Genomic DNA, 20,241 nt, shown 5'->3' with positions numbered 1-20,241 from the left:
AGTGCTCCCCGCACCCGCGGGGATGGTCCCTGGCCGGCGGTCAGGGCGTGGTCCGTGTGGAAGTGCTCCCCGCACCCGCGGGGATGGTCCCGCGGGCGGTGCCAGCATCACGACGCCGCCGCCGTGCTCCCCGCACCCGCGGGGATGGTCCCCGGCACGTCGTCACCCCCGGCGACACGGACGAGTGCTCCCCGCACCCGCGGGGATGGTCCCATGTGGCGTTCTACTTCGTCTTCCACTCCTAGGTGCTCCCCGCACCCGCGGGGATGGTCCCACCCGGGTGGTGTGGCGATGCACTGGCATCGCGTGCTCCCCGCACCCGCGGGGATGGTCCCGTCCGGACATGTAAAAGGCCCTGACCCGAACCGTGCTCCCCGCACCCGCGGGGATGGTCCCTCGGGTGAGGTCATCGAGACGACCGTCTCCGAGTGCTCCCCGCACCCGCGGGGATGGTCCCCGGCAGACGCTCGCCGCGATCGAGAAAGCGTGGTGCTCTCCGCACCCGCGGGGATGGTCCCCGGGTCTGACCTGCGAGGTTGCCGGTTGACCCGTGCTCCCCGCACCCGCGGGGATGGTCCCGCGGCGCAGGACTGGGCGCTGGGTCACACCGGGTGCTCTCCGCACCCGCGGGGATGGTCCCCGTGCCCGACGGAGACGAGGGCCACGGTGTGAGTGCTCCCCGCACCCGCGGGGATGGTCCCGCCCCAGCTTGCTTTGTCCAGCACCAGGACGGGTGCTCCCCGCACCCGCGGGGATGGTCTCCCCAAGCGGGATCTGTCCGGGCCCGGCGCGATGTGCTCCCCGCACCCGCGGGGATGGCCCCGCGGCCACGACGCCGGCGGCTGGGTGGTGTGCTTCCCGCACCCGCGGGGTTGGCCCCAACCTGTGGATAGGGCGGGAGGCGGAGCCCGGATCACTCGTCGGCAACTGGCTGTCTGGTGTGCAGGCAGCTACCGGACAACAGCCTCAGCACGCCTCGCGGGAGTCTCCGCCAGGTCTGAGGAGCCACCCATCAAACTGATCCGCACCATGACGGACCATGAGCCCTGGCTGCCCGACCATTTCTAGGGTTCCGCGGCATCCTGTAATTTGCCCTGCGCCTGGCGGTCTCATTTGATGATCTGCGGGAGTCGACCGGTCGCCTGCGGACGACGCCTCACGAACGTGAGATCATCGGATACAAATGAGGTCAGGTTCGGTGGCGGATTGGCTGCACAAGAAGGTCTCTTCGATACGAGTCGGCCGCGCCAAATGAAAGTACCTGGCTATGTACATGGCGAGCGGCAACGCTTGTACGCGAGTTTCGACACCGTCTGGCTCCTTCACCGGCCGCGAGTGTCGGTGAGTTCGAGCAACACCTCAGAGGACTGGGGAGCCACACGGCAGCCGAAGTCCGTCGACACCCCAGGTCGAAGAGCATCCGGCGCCGCGCCGTGGTTCTGCGGCCAGGCGTTGGCCGTTCCCGTCGACACCGTTCCTGCTACAAGCGGGGCGTTGTCGGCCGTCATCGATATCTGTTGCCGAGTCCCACGTACAAAGCCAAGTACCGATCGGAGAGCTTCGGATGTGCGCCCAGGACTGGATATGCGGTCGGAACCGCGGGCAAAGCCAGATTCAGGGACCGGTCCTAGTGTTCTCTATATGTTCTGCCGCCTCGTCGTGGCAGCAATGCCGGGGCATCATCGGGGGTGGCGATTGTCTCGATGGCCAGGTGGAGTTCTGTGCGTACGGTCGCGGATGACAGATCAAGTGACAGCGTCTTGCCGCACTTGTTCAGCCAGTCGGTGAGTGTGCTGCGGCTCAGGCCGAGTTCGGAGGCAGCAGGGGCGGTGCGGCCGCGGTGCCGAAGCCAGCATCGGAGGGCGATACGCAGTGGCTTGTCCAAGGGTTTGAGAAGGGCTGTGGCCCACTGGCGGGCTTCCTCGGAGTTGAGCAGATCAGTGGGCACCGGGGGATCCGTGGCAAGCTGTGCGGCCGCGCTGGGTTGTGCGGGAGCGGCAGGGGCCCGGACAGCCAGGAGGAGCTGGGCCTGGACGGTGGGGTTGTCCAGTTCGGCGGCGAGGAGAGTGCTGATCCAGCGTAGTCGTGTGCGCACCGTGCCTTCGGACACGTCGAGTACGGAGGCGGCGGACTGAGCGGATCCTGATCGCAGGTATGTCTCCAGTGTGCGGTGCTGCTCGCGATTGAGTGGTTTGAGGATTGCAGCGGACCAGCGGGCGAGCCGTCCGGCAGGGACGACACGGAGCAGGTCGTGCGCGCCCAGCGAGGCTGCGAACGCCAGGCTGCCGGCCGTTGCGGTGTGGCGTGCATGGCCTGCCTCTGCCCACGCGGTGGCGACCATGTCCAGCGGTGCGGGGTCCGATACGCCTGCGGCCAGGTGATGCCGGTCGGCGATGCGCGCGACGGACAAGCGTGCCGAGTGCTGGTCGTGACCGCGGCGGTGCAGAGCGACGAACACCAGCTCGTGTCCCTCTGTGCACACCAGCATGCGGGGACTTGTGGGAGACGTACGGGGCTGCGCCGTCCGCCAGTAGGCCCGGTAAGCGGTTTGCACCGCTTGTCCGGTCAGCCGGAAGACCGTGGCGTGTGTGACGGCGGCGCTGTCCAGTATGCCCACGGCCAGGCGTGGCTGGCCGTGGAGCAGCAGACGCACAACGGCGGCGTGCAGGCGCTGTTCGGCATGGTGGACGTCCTGTGCCCGATGGATCCGTGCCCGCATCCTGAGCAGGTCGACGCCGGTCTGTGCGACCGCTTCGGTGCGGGACGGGGGCGCTGCCGGGCCGGGGCAGATGACGAGGACGGCGCCGGCCATTTTGCGGATGGTCACGTGCGGGTGGAGCTGGGGGTGCATGGCGGCATGCACCCCCTCGGGGCCGGCGGTATGAGGAGTGCCGCACAGGACGTCACCCGTCAGATCCAGCAGGACTGCCCATCCCCCGAGCAGTGCGGCGGCTTCAGCGATGAGCTGGTCATCCGAGTGCGCTGCCGCGCGGGTGAGCCGGCGCACCACCTGGTACCGGGTCACTGTCGCTGGAGGAGCAGATGCAGGCTCCGCACTGCCGGTGGTCATGAGATCCGGGCCACTCCGCCCCAGCCTGCCCGGTCGGTGAGGATGCCGGTGGTCGCGTCGGGGCGCCAGCGGGGCCAGCTTGTGAATCCGGGCTCGACCAGGTCGGTGCCTTCAAAGAATTCGACGGTCACCGAGGGCTCTCGGAAGATGTAGGGGATGGCACCGGATCTGTTGTATTCGTCCTGTACTGCCTGATGTTCCTTGTCCGCAGCGGTGGAGTGGCTCAGTGACAGGTAGCTGCCCGAAGGAAGCTGTTCCAGCAGCCGGCGCACGAGGCTCAGGGCTTCGTCCCAGTCCTCGATGTGGCCCAGCACGTCGTTGCTGACCAGGGCGATCGGCTGGGTCATGTCGAGCGTTTTGGCTGCGCCGGTTAACACGGCTTCCGTGTCGCGCATGTCCGCCTGGACGTAGGAGGTAGCGCCTTCGGGGGTGCTGGTGAGCAGGGCATGGACGTGCAGCAGCACGATGGGGTCGTGGTCCACGTAGACCACGCGGCAGTCGGGTGAGATCCGCTGTGCGACGTCGTGGGTGTTGTTGCTGGTTGGCAGGCCGGCGCCCAGATCGATGAACTGCCGGATTCCTTGCCTGGCGAGGAAAGCGGTGGTGCGCCGCAGGAAGTCCCGCGACTCCCCGGCGAACGGGACGATGTTGGGGTACTTGCTGCTGTAGGCGTCACCGGCGGCCTGGTCGGCCGGGTAGTGGTCTTTTCCGCCGAGCCAGTAGTTCCACACGCGCGCGCTGTGTGCGACGGATGTGTCGATCTGGTCAGACGGGCGGGTTGGTTCGGTCATGACAACGCCTCTTTCGAATCGTCGGGGTGGGGCGCGAGAACGGAAGCGTGGTCCAGCAGCACGTGATACGCCGACACCTCCCGCAGACCGCTCAGGACTTCAGCCCTCCCGTGCAGATCTCCTTCACGCACCACATGGTCGGGGACACCGGGCACATCCACCCTGTACATGGTGATAGTCGGCATACCAGTCATAACATGACAAGGACCGTCCAGAGGATAGATCTGCAGAGTCACGTCGGGACGCTCGACTGCCGCTCTCAGCGCCTGCCGCTGCTCGGCCATCACGCTCTCGCCGCCTACCGAGGTGTGCAGCGCTGCAGCCGACATCACCGCCCAGAGGTACGTGTTCTGCTGACGTAACCGCTGCTGACGTTCGACGAGCAACTCGGCGCGCCGGTCGTTGTCCGCAGAGGAGAGATCAGGCCTGCGGACGTTGTCGACAGCACGGGCGTAAGCCGGGGTGCGCAGCAAAGCCGGGACGAGTGCCGGCTCCCACACGCGGATGATCCGGGCGGCAGATTCCACACTCATGAGATCCAGCTGCCAGGCGTCCATCACGGACCGCCACGGATGCCACCATCCCGGCAGGTTGGCGATCACAAGCTGGCCGAGGATCTCTTCGATTTCGGCGGTGCCCGCACCGTAGGTCCTGAGCAGGGTGTGGACCTGATTCCCGTCCAAAGAGGTCGCCGCCCGTTCAATGCGGCGGACGGTGGCTACATGGGCGCCGAGCGCACCGGCGGCTTCCTCCCGGGAAATGCCGGCAGCCTCACGCAAAGTTTTCAGCCGGGTGGCGAGAACAAGGTGCGCGATAGTCCTCCCAGACCTCTCGCGAGCCACAGGATCCCCTTCCGGCACTTTCCGCAACCTGCTGGTAGTGCAAACCCTGTACCTTGCATTCTCTGCGCACAACCCCTTGAGTATGTCTAACTCGCCTCGTCCGCCGCACAGTTGCAAAGAAGGGGTGCCGCAAGACCGTGCTGCGCGCCGCCGAAAGGCGCCTGGCACCTGGACCAGAAAAGACCGCTGGCTGCAGGAGGAAAAGCGCAACCGGATACGGCTCACCGGCTGTTCGTGAGGATGCGGTGCAGCAAGCGCAGCCCACTGCGTACGCAAGTCCGCACCGTGTAGCACGCACAAAGGTGGCCGCCCTGCGAGAAGGGCGGCCACCCGAGGACTCATCCGAGTCCAGCACACCAGGAACGGACCCATCCATCACTGGGATGCCCGGCCGGCGTGTTAGCAGCACGCCACCGCGATCAGGATAGACCTGCCTGCACACAAGATTCGAGACCTTCTGTGCCTGTGGCCGGATCCTGAGCTCCGGGCCCCGCCCTACAGAGAGCCCTTGTCATGCGCACTGCACTCGCACCAGTTGCGGGCGGCGACGCCTCGCGTACCGGCTCCCCAGACCTTCAGCCCACCGGTTTGCGTGGGCGCCTCCTGCGAAGGCCGCCGGGTTTCACCGGCTCGTGCCACCTGCTGGCCTGACGGAACGCCAGCCTGCTTCCAGGTCCCCGGCCGTACACCCCTGACGTCGGCCGGGCAGGGACCGAAGCCGTGCCGTGCAACCTCCGGCACGTCGCCTGCTACGCCCTCTGCCGCAGGCATTCTTCGGTCACCGAGGGTGCCGCCGTCCCCCCGGCGGCACCCTCACCCCTCCTGACCACGCGCCTCACCCGGAGCCGTCGTGACGCTTCCACCTGCCCGAACCGCGCCTGCACTCCCACAGTCCGCGCCGGCCGCCGGTACCCCATGGCCGCCTCTGATCTGGGTAGTGCTGCTGGGCACGCTTTTGATCCGCGGCGCCGGTTTTGTCTATCCGTTCTTGGCATACCATCTGGCTTCCCGCGGCGTGGAGGCGGCCTGGGCCAGCATCGTGCTGGCCTTGTTCGGGGCTGGCTGGCTGACCGGACAGATCGCGTGCGGGGCCCTGGCCGACCGCATCGGCCGCCGCGCCACCCTCGTGGGCGCGATGACGGGTGCGGCCCTGATCTTTTCGATCCTCGCCCACGCCCACGGTCTGACGGCGTTGGCGGTGTCCGCGTTCCTCGCGGGCACCGTCTATGACGCTCCCCGCCCGATCGTGTCCGCACTCATCATGGACAGTGTGCCGGACGAGCCCACCCGGACAAAGATCGCGGCATGGCGGCACTTCGCCGTGAATCTGGGCGCGGCCTGCACCGGCGCGGTCGGCGGCCTGCTGAGTGAACAGCTGGGCACCGCACCCCTGTTCTGGGCCAACGCCATTGCGTGCGCCCTCTTCGCGCTCGCTGCCCGGCAGCTGCTGCCCGCCTGCTCGGCCAGCAGCCAAGGGGCAGGCAGCGGCAGCTTCCAAGACGCCGTGTCCGACCTGCGTCTGATGCTGCTGTGGCTGGTCAGTGTGTGCGCCCTCATCCCGATCGCGGCCCTGTATTCGGTGCTGCCCGTACTGATGGTCCAAGACCACCTTGCGGTCAGTGCCTACGGCTGGTCCCAGGTGGCCGGCGCGATCGCCGTGCTGGTGTTCTCCCCGCTGCTCAACCCCTGGCTCGCCCGCCGCGCAGCCGGCAACGTGCCGATGGTCGGCCTCCTGGCGCTCAGCGCCGTCATCCTGGGCGCCGGTATGGGCTCGGCGGGACTGACCTCCCACCCCGTCGGCTACGCCGCGGCCGTCGTGAGCGCGGTGCCCGGCGAGATCATCGCGTTCGTCGCGGCCGCCAACATCGTCAACCTGATCGCGCCTGCCCACGCCCGCGGCCTGTACGCGGGCATCTGGGGCACGACCCTGGCCGTCGCCGTGATCGGCGCCCCGCTGATGGCGGACTGGGCCCTCAGCACGGGCGGCCACCCCGGTGTGGCGCTGGCCTTGACGGCCTGCGGTCTGGTCGGCGCCGCGGCCTGCCTGCCGCTCGGCGTCCTTGTCCGCCGCCCGCCCGCCACAGCCGCACCGCCTGCGCCGATGACCTCCGCCCTCAAGGCCGGCTGAGCCGCCGCACCCCTCATTTCCCCTCTCATCTGGAGGTTTGCTGTGCCCAGTGATACTCCGCTCGTCCTCATCGGCGTCGGTGACAGTGCCGCCTACCGCGCGGACACCCTCAGCTCCATCGCCGCCCGGCACCCCGTTGTCGCCGTCGAGCGGTCCGTGCCCACCTGGGCCCGCCCGTACCTGGTCGACGTCATCGACGCCGATCTGACCGACGCCGCGGCGGTGACAGCCGCCGTCAGTACGTACAACCGCGCGCATGCCATCGGCGGGGTGCTGGCCTACATGGAACACCACGTGCAGACGGCCGCCGTGGTGGCGCAGCTGCTGGGATTGCCAGGCAGCAGCCCGCAGTCCATGGCCGCCTGCCGCGACAAGGTCCTCTCACGCCGTCTGCTCGCCGAACGCACGGTGCCCTCCGCACGCTCCGTGCAGGCCAGCACGCCGGAGTCGGCCGTCGCCCTCGCAGAGATGATCGGCTATCCGGTGATCGTCAAACCGCGGTCCCTGGCGGGCAGTGCCGGGGTGCGGCGCGCCGACTGCGCGGCCGCCGTGCGCGAGGCCTTCGATGAGGCCCGTCAGGCGACCGTGATGGATCTGCACCGCTACGGGCCCGCCGGGGTCCTCATCGAGGAGTACCTGGCGGGCGCCGAGATCAGCGTGGAGACGGCCGTGCTGGGGCCCGGCCGGGTGCGGATCCTGGCCGTGACCCGCAAACTGCCCGCGCCGTCCGGCACCACGCAGGAATACGGGCACTGCGTGGATGCCCGCGATCCGCTGCTGAGCGATCCGCGCCTGATCCAGCTCATCGAAAGCGCCGTCGCCGCCCACGGCATCACCCTGGGCGTGCTGTGCATCGAGGTGAAACTCACCCCCGGCGGACCGCGCATCGTGGAAGTCAACGGCCGCCTGGGCGGGGATCTGCTGCCGGTGCTGGTACGCCGGGCCACCGGGATCGACCTCGCACAGGTCGCCGCGGACCTGGCCACCGGGGTGCCGCCACGCCTGCAGCCGGTACTGCAGCGGGCCGCCGCCATCGCCTTCGCCTACCCGACCACCTCCGGCACCCTCCAGCAGCTGGCTGTGCACCCCGGCCGATCGCACGTGCCGGGCCTGGAGCGGATGGTCCTCACCCATACACCCGGTGTGCACGTATCGGCCCCTGCGCGGGCCACGCTCGCCGACCGGCTCGCGCACTGGGTCGTCCTGGGCGCCAGCGCCGATGAATGCCGCACCCGCCTGGCCCAGGCGGCCGCCCTGCTCGACACCCGTATCGCCCAGCCCGCTCACGCGCCTGCCTGCACCACCTGACCCTGCCCCCGTCTTCGTCCTCCAGCCCTCGGAGCTGATCGTCATGTCTGTTTCCACCGCGCCCCTCCATCCGGGCCGCCGCCGCGCCCTGCCCGCGGCGGCCGCCATCGTTGCTCCCTGCCCGAGCGCCGACTACGCCCGCGCCTTGGCCCGCCGCGGCACCCTCGCGGTCGCCGTCACCACCTCCGACAGCCTTTCCCGCGGCCATTGCTCACCCGGCACACCCGGATACGGGCACACCGTCGTACACGACGGGGGCCTGGCCCGCACCAGCCGACGGCTGCGCAGTCTCGGCGTGCGGGCCGTCCTGGCCGGCAGCCCGCGCGGAGCTGCCCTGGCCGAACGCCTCGCCGACGCCCTGGCCTTACCGGCCGATCCCGCCACCGCGCTGCGCCGCTGCGACCGCGGCGAGCAGGCCCGCGTCCTGGCCCAGGCGAAAACAGGCGTCCCGTGCACGTGGCGCACCCAAGAACTCACCACCGCACTGGCCTGGTGGCGCATCTGCGCACACCCGGCAATCCTGCTGCTGCCGGCCGCGGTGGGGGCGCCGGCCGCACCGGTGCTGTGCCGCAGCAGCCGTGAGATCGCCGTGGCCTGGCCGCAGATGCGGCGCACCGCCCACCGTTACAGCGGCAGCACCCACCTGATCCTGCGCGAACACCTGCCCGGCCGCCGCTACACCACCCACAGCCTCACCCGCCCCGCCCCGGCCGGCGGCGAAGCGACCCACACGATCACCGACGTGTGGGCGCACAGCCACACCGACGACACCATCCTGGCCCGCATCGACCTGTTGCCGCGCCAGGGCATGCTCGCCCGGGCCCTGGCCCTGTACACACAGCGCGTCCTGCAGATCCTGGGCGTGCGCGCCGGACCGGCATGCTGCCACCTGATCTACGAGCCCGGCCGCGGGCCGCTGCTGCTGTCCATGGCCGCGGCCGCGGCCACCTCGCCCGCCGACCAGGTGCTGCAGGCTGCCACCGGCATCAACCGCCTCGGCCACGCCCTGGACACCGTCCTGCCGCCCCCGGCTGCGCCCCCCACCGCCGAGCAACCGTCCGCCTTCCGGCACATAGTGCGCGTGCGGCTCAACGCCCCCCACCGCGGATACCTGGACGAGCGCCATCTGGCGGCCCTGCGCGCCCTGCCCACCGTCGCGCACTGCACCAACAGCCTGATCCCCGGCGCTCCAGTGGAACAGACCACCAGCGCCCGGTCCGCGGCGGGCGAAGTGGTCCTCAGCCACCCGCGCGCACAGGCCATCGAGGCCGACTACCAGCACATCCGCCGCCTGGAACGCTCCGGCCTGTACGGTGCGGACGGCAGCCGATGACGCGCCCCGTCACCCGCCTTCCCAGCGTCCGCCCCGACGCAAAAGGCTCCTCACCGCTCCAGCGGGCCCTCGCCGGCGCGCGGCGCGAGGACCGGTGCGCGCTGATCCTGTCCGCCGTGGCCGGCTTCCCCGACCAGGCGACCAGCCGGGCGGTGCAGCATCTGTTCGCGCAGAGCGCGGACATGGTCCAGCTACGCGTCCCGCACCTGGACATGGTGCGGGACGGACCCGCCGTACGGCAGGCCGCGCGCACCGCCCTGCAGGCCGGATTCCGCATGCCGCAGCTGTTCGCCGCAGCGCAGGAGCTCACCGCTAGCACCGGCGTTGCCGTACTGGTGAGTTCGCACTGGCAGCCCGTCCACGCCTACGGCGCCGCCCGGTTCGCGCAGCACGCCGCGCACGCCGGCATCTGCGCCGTCCTTATCCGGGACCTGCCCCTGGACCAGGCCGGCCCGTGGCGGGCCATCGCCCACTGCGCCCCGTTGGGCACCGCCGCGCTCCTGGCGCCAACCGTGCAACCCGACCGGCTGGCGCGCATCGTCTCCCACGCCACCGGCCTCATCTACGTACCCGCCACCACCGGCCTGACCGGCAACACCGAACCCATCGGCCCGCACCTGCCCACCCTCACCGGCCGGGTGCGCGCCCTCACCTCCCTGCCGGTGGCGGCCGCCACCGGTCTGTCCGCCCCTTCCCAGGTGCGTACCGCGGCCGCCTGGGTGGATGCCGTCGTCGTTGGCTCCGCGGTGCTGCGCCGCATCCAGGCCGAACCGCGCGCGCCCATCGCCGTGGCGGCATCCGCCGCCCGGGACTTCGCCGCCGCTCTGCGCCCCAAGGGCCCTGGGACATGACCGGCCGTGCGGACCCGGCCGTGCCCTGCACCGTCCATACCCGTCTCGGCGCCGACGCGCTCGAGATCCTCGCCCGGCACTGGCCCGCCCTCTACGCCCAGGACCGTGTTGCAACCCCCTTCCAGTCGCCGGCCTGGCTTAGCGGCCACGCCCGGCTCCTGCCCGTCCGGGCCGTGCCGCTGCTGCTCACCGCGACCACCGCCGGCGGCCGCATCATCGCCGCACTGGCCCTGGCCCGCCTACGCAGCCGGGCCCGCACACAGATCTTGCCGCTGTCCGCACCGCACGCCACGCAGGTACGCCTGACCGGCCCGCACGCCGACAACGAGGCCGTCGCCCGCGCGCTCGCGCTGCACCTGCTGCTCCTGCACGACACCGGCGCCGACCTCGCCCTGCCCGGCGTACGCGCCGACACCGCCTTCGGCCGCGCCGTCCGGACCGTCGTCCAGGACAACCTCCTCACCGATGCCTCCCCACCCCCCGTTCTCGCGCTGCCGTTCCACGCCGATGCCCTCGCCCCCAGCCGCCGGCGCGAGCACGCCCGCCGGTGCCGGCACTGGGCCCAGCTGGCCGCCTCCCGCCCAGTCACCTACCGGCGCTCCCACCATCAGCAGGCCCTGCTCGACGGCCTCAGGGTGCTGGCCGCACTGCAGCAGACGTGTCCGGCGGGCCCCGGCGCGGCCGACACCATCCCGTGGCGCCGCATCGTGCCGGACATCGGAGCCACCGGCGCCTTCGTAGCCGACCTGCATATCGACGGCGCCCCCGTCGCCGCACAGCTGTGCCTGACCCGCCAGCACCGCTGCTACAGCGCCGCCCAGATCACGCACCCCGCATACCGGCACATCGCCCCCGCCCACGCGCTGCTGCGCCACCTGCTCGACGACCTCGCACACGAGGGCTTTCACACCTTCGACCCCGGCCGCGGCACCAGGCCGGCGGCCACGACCGCACCCGGCCCGCCCATCCGGCTCGCTGCCTGACATCCGCCGCACCATCCACCATCCCGACCGTTTCCCGGAGGACTTTCATGAGCACCTCGCCGCCCTACCACCGCCTCGCGTGCGCACTCGCCACCACCGCAGCCGTCGCCCTGGCCGCGGGCTGCGGCCTGGGGGAGGACCGCGATGATCCGCCCAGCACCGTCCGCACCTCCTCGACGACACCGGCTCCCGCCCCGAAGGCAGCCGTGACCCGCGACGAGGCCAAGGACATCCTCGCCAGGTACGTCGCCACCAACAACCGGGCCAACGCCGCCCAGAGCCGCAGCACGGCACTGAACCCGCGGGCCCGCGCGCTCCTGGCCACGGTCGAAGGCGGGCAGCTGTTCGAGCAGTCCGCGGCGGACTACACGACCTGGCGCACCCGCACCGCCACCGAGCGCAAGGAGTACGGCACCCCCTTCTACTACGTGAAGCCAGTTATCTACGCCCCGGCCGGGGAACGGTGGTTCGCCATCGAGGCCACCGTCGACCGCACCGACTGGAGAGGCCTGCTCATCTTCGACCAGGCACAACAAGGCAAGGGCTGGCGCAACGTCTTCACCGTCGCCCTGGGAGACAAGAAGGGCGCGCGGCTGCCCGCACCGATCGCCACCGACCGCGCGGGCCTGGCCACCGCCGTCAACCCCACGACACGCAGCGGACGGCTGGCGCCTAACCAGATCGCCGACGCCTTCGAGGACTTCTTCGTCACCGGCGGCACCGGCGCCGGACAAGCCCTGGCCCGCAGCGCCTCCACCACGGCGGCCCTGAAGGTCTACAAGGAACGCAGCAAGGGAACCGACACTCGCGCGGCCACGAAGTACTTCAAGCAGAGCAACGCCCGCCACCAGCAGATCTACGCACTGAAGCTGCGAGACGGCTCCACCCTGGCCATCGTGCCCTCCGCACACGACCAGCACTACGAGATCAAGAAAGAGCTCATCTTCCAGGCGAAGATCATCCCGAACGAGCGGCAGGCCGTCTTCAACCCGGCCAAACGCATCGCCGTGATTGACGAGTTCCAGGGCATGCTCCTGGCCCACCTGCCCACCACGGGCAAACCGACGATCCTCTCGCACGAGTTCCGCATGGTGGACTCCCAATGACTTCCACCTCAGCGGACCCGTCCTTCACAGCGCAGTACCCCGCCCCCGCCTGGCTGCGCGGCCCCGTCCTGATGCCGCCCTGGCAAGACCGCCACCTCGCAACCGCGCCGCCACCGGCCAACACGCCGCGCCGGGCCGGGATGGCCTCCACCGACACGCGCGACACCTAGAGAGCAGACGAGGGGCGAAAGCAACGGTGCCGACCGTCTGCTTCGCCCCTTACGTCACACGCCCGGATCCCACCGGGCCTGTGATCACAAATTCATCTGCCGGACCGGGGCTGCCACCCCACACCCGACCAATCAGGTTTCTCACAAACCACCAGACCGTCACCGGCCTTGTGCGTCACGAGATGCACCCGTGACAGGAGCCATGATGCCCGACCACGACCCGGCCCGCCACACGGATCTGCGACCAACCTTGCGCACCGGCACCTCGCGTCAGCAGCCGCCGACTTCAGCGGGGCCGTCCACGTTGATCGTGGACCGGGACGCCCAGGAAGTGCACGCCACCGGCTCCCGCCAGCTGCGCCGCGCAGACAACTTCCTCGCCGCGGCCCGGTACATGATCCGCTTCCACCCCAAGGCCGGCGGCACCACTCTGCGCCTGGCGGCCGCGTTCGCCGCCCGCGCGCACCGCAACCGCGACGGCCACGTCGCCTTCAACGTGACCGCGACCGTGCGCGAACTGGGCGTCAGCCGCCGCACCGTCCTCAACCACGCCCGCTACCTGCGCGAACTCGGACTGATCGCCTGGGTCGAGCACGGCTCGAAACGCAATGCCCTGCGCACCCGGCACAGCGCCACCTGGCAGCCCGCCCACGGCTACCGCGGCACCGCCACCCTCTACGCCCTCCTCGCCCCGCCCCGGTGGGACCGCGCGCAGGGCCACCGCATCCGCGGCCGCGGCTACCGCGCCCGACTGATCGGCTACACCCCCACCGGCCGCACCCGGGCGATCGCCGCCGCCCGCCGCACCGCCCGCCCCGTCCGGCGGTCCAACCGCAGCCAGGGGCGTTGCACCCCTTCTGTTGCTCCCACCTCAGGCTCCACTCGTCTGCAAGAAGGAAGGGGGGAGAGCAACTACACGCGGCGGGCGCGCACCGCGCGACGACGCGAGCCCTTCACGCCCAGCCAGTGCGCCGACGCCATCACGCTCACCCAACGCCTGCAGCGCGAGGTGTGGTGGCTGCGCGAGACCTGCTCGCGGCGTGCTGCCTACGCCCTGCGGCCCCTGATCCGCCTCGGCTGGACCTGGCAGGACCTCGCCGAAGAGCTCGCCTGCTGGGGAGTGCCCCCGCACCTGCGCGATGCGGCCGCCTACCTTCACCACGAGATCACCCGGCGCCGGCAGCAAGGCGAGCTGCCGCCCGCCGAGGGGCCGCCCGTCCACGTCCCGCAGACGGACGACGATGGGCTACGCCACCAGGCCATGCTCCGCGAGCGCTACCTCCGCCACGATCCGTCCTGGCAGCGCTACGCTCACCAGCTGCGACCCGCACTGCGCGCACGTCTCGCCGCTATACGCGGCGACATCCGCCGACGAGCGGAAACGATCGCGGACCGGCGGCCGGTGCTGCGCGAGGACGAGAACGTCTTCCTCGCCTCGCTGCCGGTGCAGACCTGGAGCGATGCACCCACCCCGCTCCAGAGCTACACAGCCCGCGTCTACCGGCAGCCGCCTACCCGCGGCCGGCGCACCCCAGAAGAAGAACCCAGCTGGCAGCGGCGGTTACAGGATGAGGCCGAGGCCATACGCGCCTGTGAGGTCCTGCGCGTCGCTTTGGAGAGCACACTCGCCGTCGCGCCCTCACCGCACCGATCCCCCTGCCCACCCCGAGGCGCTGGTGAGGCGGAGTGATGATCAGTGGTAGGCGCTGACGGCGGCCAGGTTGTCGTCGTAGACGGTCATGAGGTCCGTCTCCGGTGCGAACCGGTGCCGGGGCACCGCGCGCAGCGCCTCCTGGACCACGGCGGAGGGCGCCCAGCCGCCCGCGATGACGGCATCTGCCATGTAGTGGCGTAGCCGGACAGCTTCGGCTGGCTCTCCGGGCACCGGCGGGGGTTCGGCGGCGGTCGGGTAGGCGTTGACCGGCGGCAGGCCGGGGATGACACCGGGCCAGACAGCATCCAGCGCGTGCGCGGCCGGGGTGAACACCGGGCCGAGACATCCGAGACCGTGGAGGTCGTGCCACTCCCAGCGAGTGAACTTCTGCGGCTCCACCGTGGTGAGGGAGCCGGTGAAGCCGGCGATTCGGATCACGGCGGTAACCCGCGGGACGCCCTGGGCGGCATCGGTGACGATGGACACTACGCTGGCGCCGGTGGCGTGCAGGCCGGTTTCCGGGGTTGAGTAGTAGCGGTACAGCCATTAACGCTAAGCACTTGATCTTGAGCGCCTAGCACGGGTGATCGGTCCCGTGCCGGGGTTCGGCGGAAGATCTTTGATCACTGGTGTGGGGTGGCTACCGTCCGCCGCATGCCGGTGGAATTTCTGACTGATGAGCAGGCCGTTATCTGGATCTGTTGGCTTCGTTGAGCTTGCTGAACTGGCCTTTTGCGTGGATGTCAGTGTCAGCGACGTGGAGCGGGAGCTGCCTGACCAAACGTTGACCAGGTACGACAGCGAGGATCAGGGCTCTTCAGTCGGTGTCCGTCGCGGCCAACACCGCCACTTGGCGACGCCCCGGGGCAATGGCTGCCAGGCCGATGTCCCAGGCCACTCGCTCGAACCACTTGGTGGCAGCCCCGAAGCTGTACCAGTCGCATTCCAGTACCTGCTGCTCGACCTCAGCGGCCGACGCGTGCACAGCCGCTCCCGACAGGCCGGCGAGCGACCGCCAGGCGGCCAAACGCCCATACGCTCCCCGCAGCCCGTGGTTGTACGCCCCGCCCGTCGATGCCGCTGCGAAGACCAACCGCCATGCCTGAGCTGCTGGACATGAGGAGACGACAGCGCGGTCGCTGGCTTTCAGCCCTCGGAGGGACTCCAGTTTCAGGGACGCCAGCATGCTTGGGACAGCGGTGACCCTGACCGGCTCGCCAAGATCGAAAGTCCTGGCTTCTATCCGCCCGTTGGACTCTTCGGACCAGTTGGACACCGCCGCGGCGAGGGCTTCGGCCACAGCGTCCGTTGTCGTCTCAGCTGTCAACGAGACGTGCGCGGTCCCGTCCGGTGCCGTCTGCGGACCGTCGTCCGACCGCCCGTACGGTATCGACCAACTGCCCCCGCGAGCGTGGTAGCTCGGCAGCCCGGGCTCCTCCTCGAACGCAGACAGCGACAGCGGCAGCCAGCCCAGCGGATGGTGGCCCCAGTGCGGCGAGGTCGCCCATCCCGCGATCCCCGGCATCTCGGCAACATCCACGCCTCGGAGAACCAGCTCGTGAACGAGACACGCCCGCAGTTCCTCAGAGGCACGCGCATGCGAGGAACCGCCGGCGAACACCACGGCCAGATCTTGCGGGGGATGGCTGGAGGCAAGCAGGGACGCCACATGGCGACTCTGGCTCCGCTTGCTGGACTCGGTCGTGGCCGCCAGGCGGAGCCCCTGTTCGATGTTCTCCTGGCCCGGGGTGACGGTCAGGAGCCTCAGCAGCGTGCCGAAGAGGCTTCGGTACTGCCAAAGGCTGTCGCCTTCGGCACCGTACTTTCCGTTCAGGGCTATGCCGAGATCCGCCACGAAAGTGGCGTCCCCCTCCGCGAGGCGGAGCTCCGCCAGGCCCGCCACCTTGCTGACGTCTTTCATGCGCGGCAGCTTCGCCACGATCTTCTCTATCTTCTCCGCCACGCCACTGACTTTATGCGCGCTCGGACGGTGCCGAACCATTTGGGCCGTCAGCACACCAGTGAAGGGACTGCGAGCCGCGCGGGTGGTCTCCGATGAGACGAATGCCCAGTCGTCAACGTTCGACTGGGATGCCTCGACGAAGGTCGCGGAGCTGTCCGAGTGTCACGGCGAGCTCGTTGCGGAGCCGCGCGTTCTCCTCGTTGAGTTTCTGGTTGGCTCCGTGCAGCGTGCGCACGACGGCCTCGTGGGACTTGGTGGTGATGCGCTCTTTGTCGGGCAGGGCGGGACGGCCCGAGGCGGGCTGTCCGCTGGCGAGATTCCGCAGTCTGTTGAGCAGAACTGTCTGGGCGTCGTCGTAGAGGAAGGTGCGGGATACCCCGGCCCGGGAGGCGACCCCGGCGACGGTGACCGGGCCGCCGTCACGCTCCAGGCTGTTCAGGACTGCTTGGACGCGTTCGATGCAGTCCAGGCGGCGTTGTTGAGCGGCTTCGGCCAGGTGGGCCGAGTTGTCAGCTCGCATCGGCTGCCCTTTCGGTCTCGTGGCGGATGGCTTCACTGTCGTCCGGTGGCGGGGACAGCTCGTCGTGCTCCTGGTCGGTGATGCTCGCGATGACATGCTCGACGGCGGTGGCCAGCCTCTCGTTGACGGCAGCAGCGCGAGGGCGTTCCGCTGCCGTGGCGCTGATCTGCAGTTCGCGTGTGCGGGCGAGGGTGTCGCGGTGGATCGGCAGGAACTGCCGATCGGTTTGGAAATCTTCGCAGAAGTAGCAGCCGTCGGCGGCGGTCTTGGGGCAGGGACGCGCGATGTGCCGTCCACACCAGCCGCCGGCCACCGCGTGGAGTCGGCGCCCGATCTTCTTGGCGAGCCACTCGACGCCGGACAGGTCGGCGTCGCGGCGGACCTTGACGGCCTCGCCCTTGAGGTTGAAGCGGACCTCGTACTTCTCCTCGTACTCACGGCGAAGCGTGTCGTCCGCGATACGCGAGTAGTGCTCCTGCATCTCCCAGGAGGTGTGCCCGAGGACTTCGCGGATGGTGCGTCCGGACACGCCCGCGTTCGCCATTCTGGTGCCCAGAGTGTGCCGGAACTGATGCCAGTTGACGATGGCGGCGTCGCCGTTGGAGTCGATGAGGCGGATGCGCTTCAGCCAGGCGTCGAAGCGGGTGTCGACCGTGCCGTAGGGCATCGGATACTTCCCGTCCGGGTTGCCGCTGACCTTGGGGAACAGCCACTGGCAGCCGTCGCTGAAGCGTTCCCGGACGCGGCCGTGCTGCCCGCGGATAGCGTCCACGACCACGCGGGAGGCGGGGATGGCGCGGAAGCTCTTGTCCTTGCTCTTGTAGTGGACCAGGGCCCAGCGGCCCGACGGGGTCTTCTTCAGGCAGTCGGTCTTCAAAGTGAGTGCCTCGCCGATGCGGAGCCCCTCGTCGCGGCAGATCAGCACCAGCGTGCGGGTCTCAGGATCGAGCAGGGCCAAGTTCTCCTCGGACTCGATCTGTTCCATCAGGTACTCGTCGATGAAATTGGCCTTCAGTCCGCGCTGGCGCGGGTACTCGTCCCGGTGGATCCGGGCATTGGGTGGCAGCGCGGGCTGCCACCCGTAGCGGCGCCACGTTTCGAGCATGGTGGAGATCACCGACAGCAGACGACTGCGGCTGCCGGGGCTCACCGGCTGCCCGTAGTGAGGTCCCTTCTTCTCTACCGTCCTGCGGCCGACCCAGCCGATGTACGACTCCAGCAACGCACGGTCCAGGACTGCCGGGTCGTTCTGCTGGTCGGGGCGGCTTTCGGCGATGAACCGGGAGAAGACAACGACGTCGTGGAGATTGCGCGCGACCGACCGCAGTTCCGTGCGCGCGAGCCGCAGCCGCATGTAGCGCTTGGTCCTCTCCCGTAGCCAGGGTTGGGTGATGCCGGTGAAGTCCAGTGGGGCGACCTTCTGTCGTTCCTCGATGCTGTAGCCGAGGCGTTCCGGACGCCACACGTCCCTGTCCCACTCCTCAGCAGGGCCGTCCAGGTCACCGAGGGCTTCCAGAAGGTCCGTGAAGAGCTGCGGAACGGTGGTGTGGCTGAGGGACAACTGACGCCAGTAGGAGGCAGGTTGGTCGCGTGCCGAAGTGGCGCCCTCGGCAATGACTGTGTTCACCGCGCGGACCCAGGAGCTTGGAACCACCTTCGACCGGCGCTGGTCGGTGCGGACCTGGAGCAGGTACTGGAACTCCAACGCCACCAGCGGTGGGAGTCCTGCAACAGAGAAGCTCGGGGTGGCGCGGCGTTCCAGTTCTGCGCGCAACTCCGACAGGGGCGGCCGTCCGACTTTCGTCCAGCGGTAGTGGTGTCCGTCGCACAGACCGTGACGGCTGATCTCGTAACCGCAGCCCGCGAAGCCGCACCGTCCGGCAGTTGGACGTGAGAGCACCGTCGCCGTAGCCGCGTACTGACGTACGCCGATGCGCTGGCCGCGTGAGTGCAGACCGTTACAACCGGATAGGTGCAGGTCACACAGGCGTGACAGGCCCCCGGAATAGGGGCATCCGGCGACCAGGCACGAAGCCACGTCCAGGCTCAGCCCGGCCGGCCTGTTCGCCGGGTCCGCGATCCACGCCTCGCGTTCGGGGCGCCCGGCCTTGCGCCAGGCCACATCGTGATCGGCGCACAAGCCCCGGGAGGCGTTCCTCCTCAAGCACGTGGTGATCCTGCACGGGGTCGGGGCCAGGAAGTGTCCGGCCGGAGGGACGAACCGTTCGCCCCGGAACTCTGGCCGCACTACACCCAAAAGGGCGGCGGTTCGCGGGTCTCCGGGAAACGGGACAACGGCGACCATGCGGCCATCGGCGCTCACCGGGCACCCCGGAAGCCGACGCGGTCCAGCTCTTCGGCCAGGTCGTCAGCGTCCAGATGGCCGTAGGTATCTGCCGTGGTGTGGACCGAGCCATGCGTGAGCAACTCACTGGCCACCTCCAGCCGCACGCCCGCCCGCAAAAGCGCGGTCGCATGAGTGTGCCGGAAGAGATGTGGATGAAAGTCGACTTCCGCCCGCCGCCGCAGCCTCTTGACCAGGCTCATCGCTGCCCAGTACTTCATCGGCGCACCGACCGTCCCGTTCCACAGGTTCACGAACACGTAGTCGCAGTCCAGCTCGCCGTACTCGGCGAACAGGTAGTCGGTGTAGAGGTCGAGCAGCGTCTGCCGGACCGGGATCTCCTTGGGATCCCGGCTCTTGCCGCGTGCCCGGTTGGCGTTGTTGTCCCGGGGCCGCAACGTCAGGGTCCGCCGGTCCGTGTTGATGTCCTCGTGCCGCAGCCCCAGCGCCTGCCCGATCCGGCAGCCGGTCTCGAACATCAAGGCCATCAGCAGGCGGTCCCGCAGTCGATCACAGGCGTCCAAAACCTGCTGCACCTCGGCATCCGACAGAGTCCCGGGCCGCCGCTTGACCTGCTTCAACCGGGTCGGCCGTCCGGTGACCTGGCGCTCGGCGATGCCGGCCAGGAAGCCACCGTGGTCGCCGATCGAGGTCGCCCGGCGATGCGTCAATTGGGCGCCCATACCAACACCGCGGCGGGCGAGGAACTCGTAGAACATGCAGACGCTGTTCAGCGCGCGGTTCACCGTCGACGCCTCGCGGGCCGGCCCCTCATCGGTATCCGCCAGCCGCAGCCGTCCGGGCTGGACCGGGCGCCGCAGCCACCCGGCGAACTGGTCCACCTGTTCAGGGGACGCGGCCAGCAGATCGACACCCAGTAGCTGCAGGAAGTCCAGCCACGCCTTCAGGTCGAAGGCCCGGGCGCGAAGCGTGTTCGGCGAGTGCTCCCGGTCGGTACACAGAGCGAGGTAGTCGTCCACCGGCTCGACGACCCGCCCGTCATCGTCCACGACTGCGTACGTCTCCTGCCGCGCCCCGGACCCCACGACCCGTCGCACGTACATCGCGGCCCCTCCCCACCCAGTGGATCCCTCGGATGGAGCAACGACCGTCGCGGACAACGGTCACGAGCGAGTGTCAGCGACGGGGACAGGCACCCCGTTGGGCACCACGTCGCG

The 20,241-nt window shown here is 69.7% G+C and carries 16 protein-coding genes and 1 CRISPR repeat array; of the genes, 8 read left to right on the top strand and 8 right to left on the bottom strand.

The genetic code is table 11. The features are described 5' to 3' along the window. Position 1: 1 nt before the first annotated feature. A CRISPR array of direct repeats spans positions 2-880; the repeat unit is 29 nt; unit sequence GTGCTCCCCGCACCCGCGGGGATGGTCCC. Positions 881-1,627: 747 nt separating this feature from the next. Genes KM933_RS21775 through KM933_RS21765 form a run of 3 tightly spaced genes read right to left on the bottom strand, consistent with a single transcriptional unit; the run spans position 1,628 to position 4,703 of the window. After that, positions 1,628-3,070, bottom strand: a complete 1,443-nt coding sequence (locus KM933_RS21775; protein ID WP_260333944.1) for a helix-turn-helix domain-containing protein — start codon at positions 3,068-3,070, stop codon at positions 1,628-1,630. Next, on the bottom strand, positions 3,067-3,861 hold the full coding sequence (locus KM933_RS21770) for an SAM-dependent methyltransferase (protein ID WP_221354697.1): 795 nt from the start codon (positions 3,859-3,861) through the stop codon (positions 3,067-3,069). The genes KM933_RS21775 and KM933_RS21770 overlap by 4 nt, the downstream gene beginning before the upstream one ends. Then, complete coding sequence (locus KM933_RS21765) at positions 3,858-4,703, bottom strand: helix-turn-helix domain-containing protein (protein WP_221354695.1); 846 nt, start codon at positions 4,701-4,703, stop codon at positions 3,858-3,860. The genes KM933_RS21770 and KM933_RS21765 overlap by 4 nt, the downstream gene beginning before the upstream one ends. 937 nt (positions 4,704-5,640) lie before the next feature. On the opposite strand from KM933_RS21765, the gene KM933_RS21760 reads away from it, so the two are divergent. From KM933_RS21760 to KM933_RS21725, 8 genes are all read left to right on the top strand, one after another. Next, positions 5,641-6,831, top strand: coding sequence for an MFS transporter (locus tag KM933_RS21760; RefSeq protein ID WP_308013499.1), 1,191 nt, complete (start codon positions 5,641-5,643; stop codon positions 6,829-6,831). A 42-nt stretch (positions 6,832-6,873) separates the two neighbouring features. Then, the gene (locus KM933_RS21755; RefSeq protein WP_221354691.1) at positions 6,874-8,139 is read left to right on the top strand and encodes an ATP-grasp domain-containing protein; all 1,266 of its coding nucleotides are present in this window, start codon (positions 6,874-6,876) and stop codon (positions 8,137-8,139) included. Between the two features lie 43 nt (positions 8,140-8,182). Further along, on the top strand, positions 8,183-9,472 hold the full coding sequence (locus KM933_RS21750) for a hypothetical protein (protein ID WP_221354689.1): 1,290 nt from the start codon (positions 8,183-8,185) through the stop codon (positions 9,470-9,472). After that, positions 9,469-10,323: a tryptophan synthase subunit alpha gene (trpA, locus tag KM933_RS21745; protein WP_221354687.1), complete on the top strand. Its 855-nt coding sequence runs from the start codon at positions 9,469-9,471 to the stop codon at positions 10,321-10,323. The genes KM933_RS21750 and trpA overlap by 4 nt, the downstream gene beginning before the upstream one ends. Beyond that, positions 10,320-11,306 (top strand): GNAT family N-acetyltransferase, encoded by a 987-nt coding sequence (locus KM933_RS21740; protein ID WP_221354685.1) that lies wholly within the window; start codon positions 10,320-10,322, stop codon positions 11,304-11,306. The genes trpA and KM933_RS21740 overlap by 4 nt, the downstream gene beginning before the upstream one ends. Before the next feature lie 47 nt (positions 11,307-11,353). Continuing rightward, positions 11,354-12,412 carry a DUF8094 domain-containing protein gene (locus tag KM933_RS21735; protein ID WP_221354683.1) on the top strand — a complete coding sequence of 353 codons (1,059 nt, stop codon included), beginning with the start codon at positions 11,354-11,356 and terminating at the stop codon, positions 12,410-12,412. Beyond that, positions 12,409-12,582 carry a hypothetical protein gene (locus KM933_RS21730; protein WP_221354681.1) on the top strand — a complete coding sequence of 58 codons (174 nt, stop codon included), beginning with the start codon at positions 12,409-12,411 and terminating at the stop codon, positions 12,580-12,582. Before KM933_RS21735 ends, KM933_RS21730 begins: the two co-directional genes overlap by 4 nt. A 190-nt stretch (positions 12,583-12,772) precedes the next feature. Further along, positions 12,773-14,272: a hypothetical protein gene (locus KM933_RS21725; RefSeq protein ID WP_221354679.1), complete on the top strand. Its 1,500-nt coding sequence runs from the start codon at positions 12,773-12,775 to the stop codon at positions 14,270-14,272. A gap of 3 nt (positions 14,273-14,275) precedes the next feature. On the opposite strand, the gene KM933_RS21720 is transcribed toward KM933_RS21725, so the two are convergent. From KM933_RS21720 to KM933_RS21700, 5 genes are all read right to left on the bottom strand, one after another. Beyond that, on the bottom strand, positions 14,276-14,674 hold the full coding sequence (locus KM933_RS21720) for an NUDIX hydrolase (protein ID WP_221354678.1): 399 nt from the start codon (positions 14,672-14,674) through the stop codon (positions 14,276-14,278). A gap of 379 nt (positions 14,675-15,053) precedes the next feature. After that, positions 15,054-16,199 (bottom strand): DUF6183 family protein, encoded by a 1,146-nt coding sequence (locus KM933_RS21715; protein ID WP_221354676.1) that lies wholly within the window; start codon positions 16,197-16,199, stop codon positions 15,054-15,056. 112 nt (positions 16,200-16,311) lie between these two features. After that, positions 16,312-16,719: a DUF6262 family protein gene (locus KM933_RS21710; protein WP_221354674.1), complete on the bottom strand. Its 408-nt coding sequence runs from the start codon at positions 16,717-16,719 to the stop codon at positions 16,312-16,314. Further along, positions 16,709-18,841, bottom strand: coding sequence for a tyrosine-type recombinase/integrase (locus KM933_RS40320; protein ID WP_308013498.1), 2,133 nt, complete (start codon positions 18,839-18,841; stop codon positions 16,709-16,711). Before KM933_RS40320 ends, KM933_RS21710 begins: the two co-directional genes overlap by 11 nt. A gap of 197 nt (positions 18,842-19,038) precedes the next feature. Further along, positions 19,039-20,073, bottom strand: coding sequence for a tyrosine-type recombinase/integrase (locus KM933_RS21700; protein ID WP_221354672.1), 1,035 nt, complete (start codon positions 20,071-20,073; stop codon positions 19,039-19,041). Positions 20,074-20,241 lie beyond the last annotated feature (168 nt).

Source organism: Streptomyces beigongshangae, from assembly GCF_019710745.1.
GTDB lineage: Bacteria > Actinomycetota > Actinomycetes > Streptomycetales > Streptomycetaceae > Streptomyces > Streptomyces beigongshangae.
Note: the sequence above shows the minus strand (reverse complement) of the source record. Positions and strands in the feature narration are given on the sequence as shown.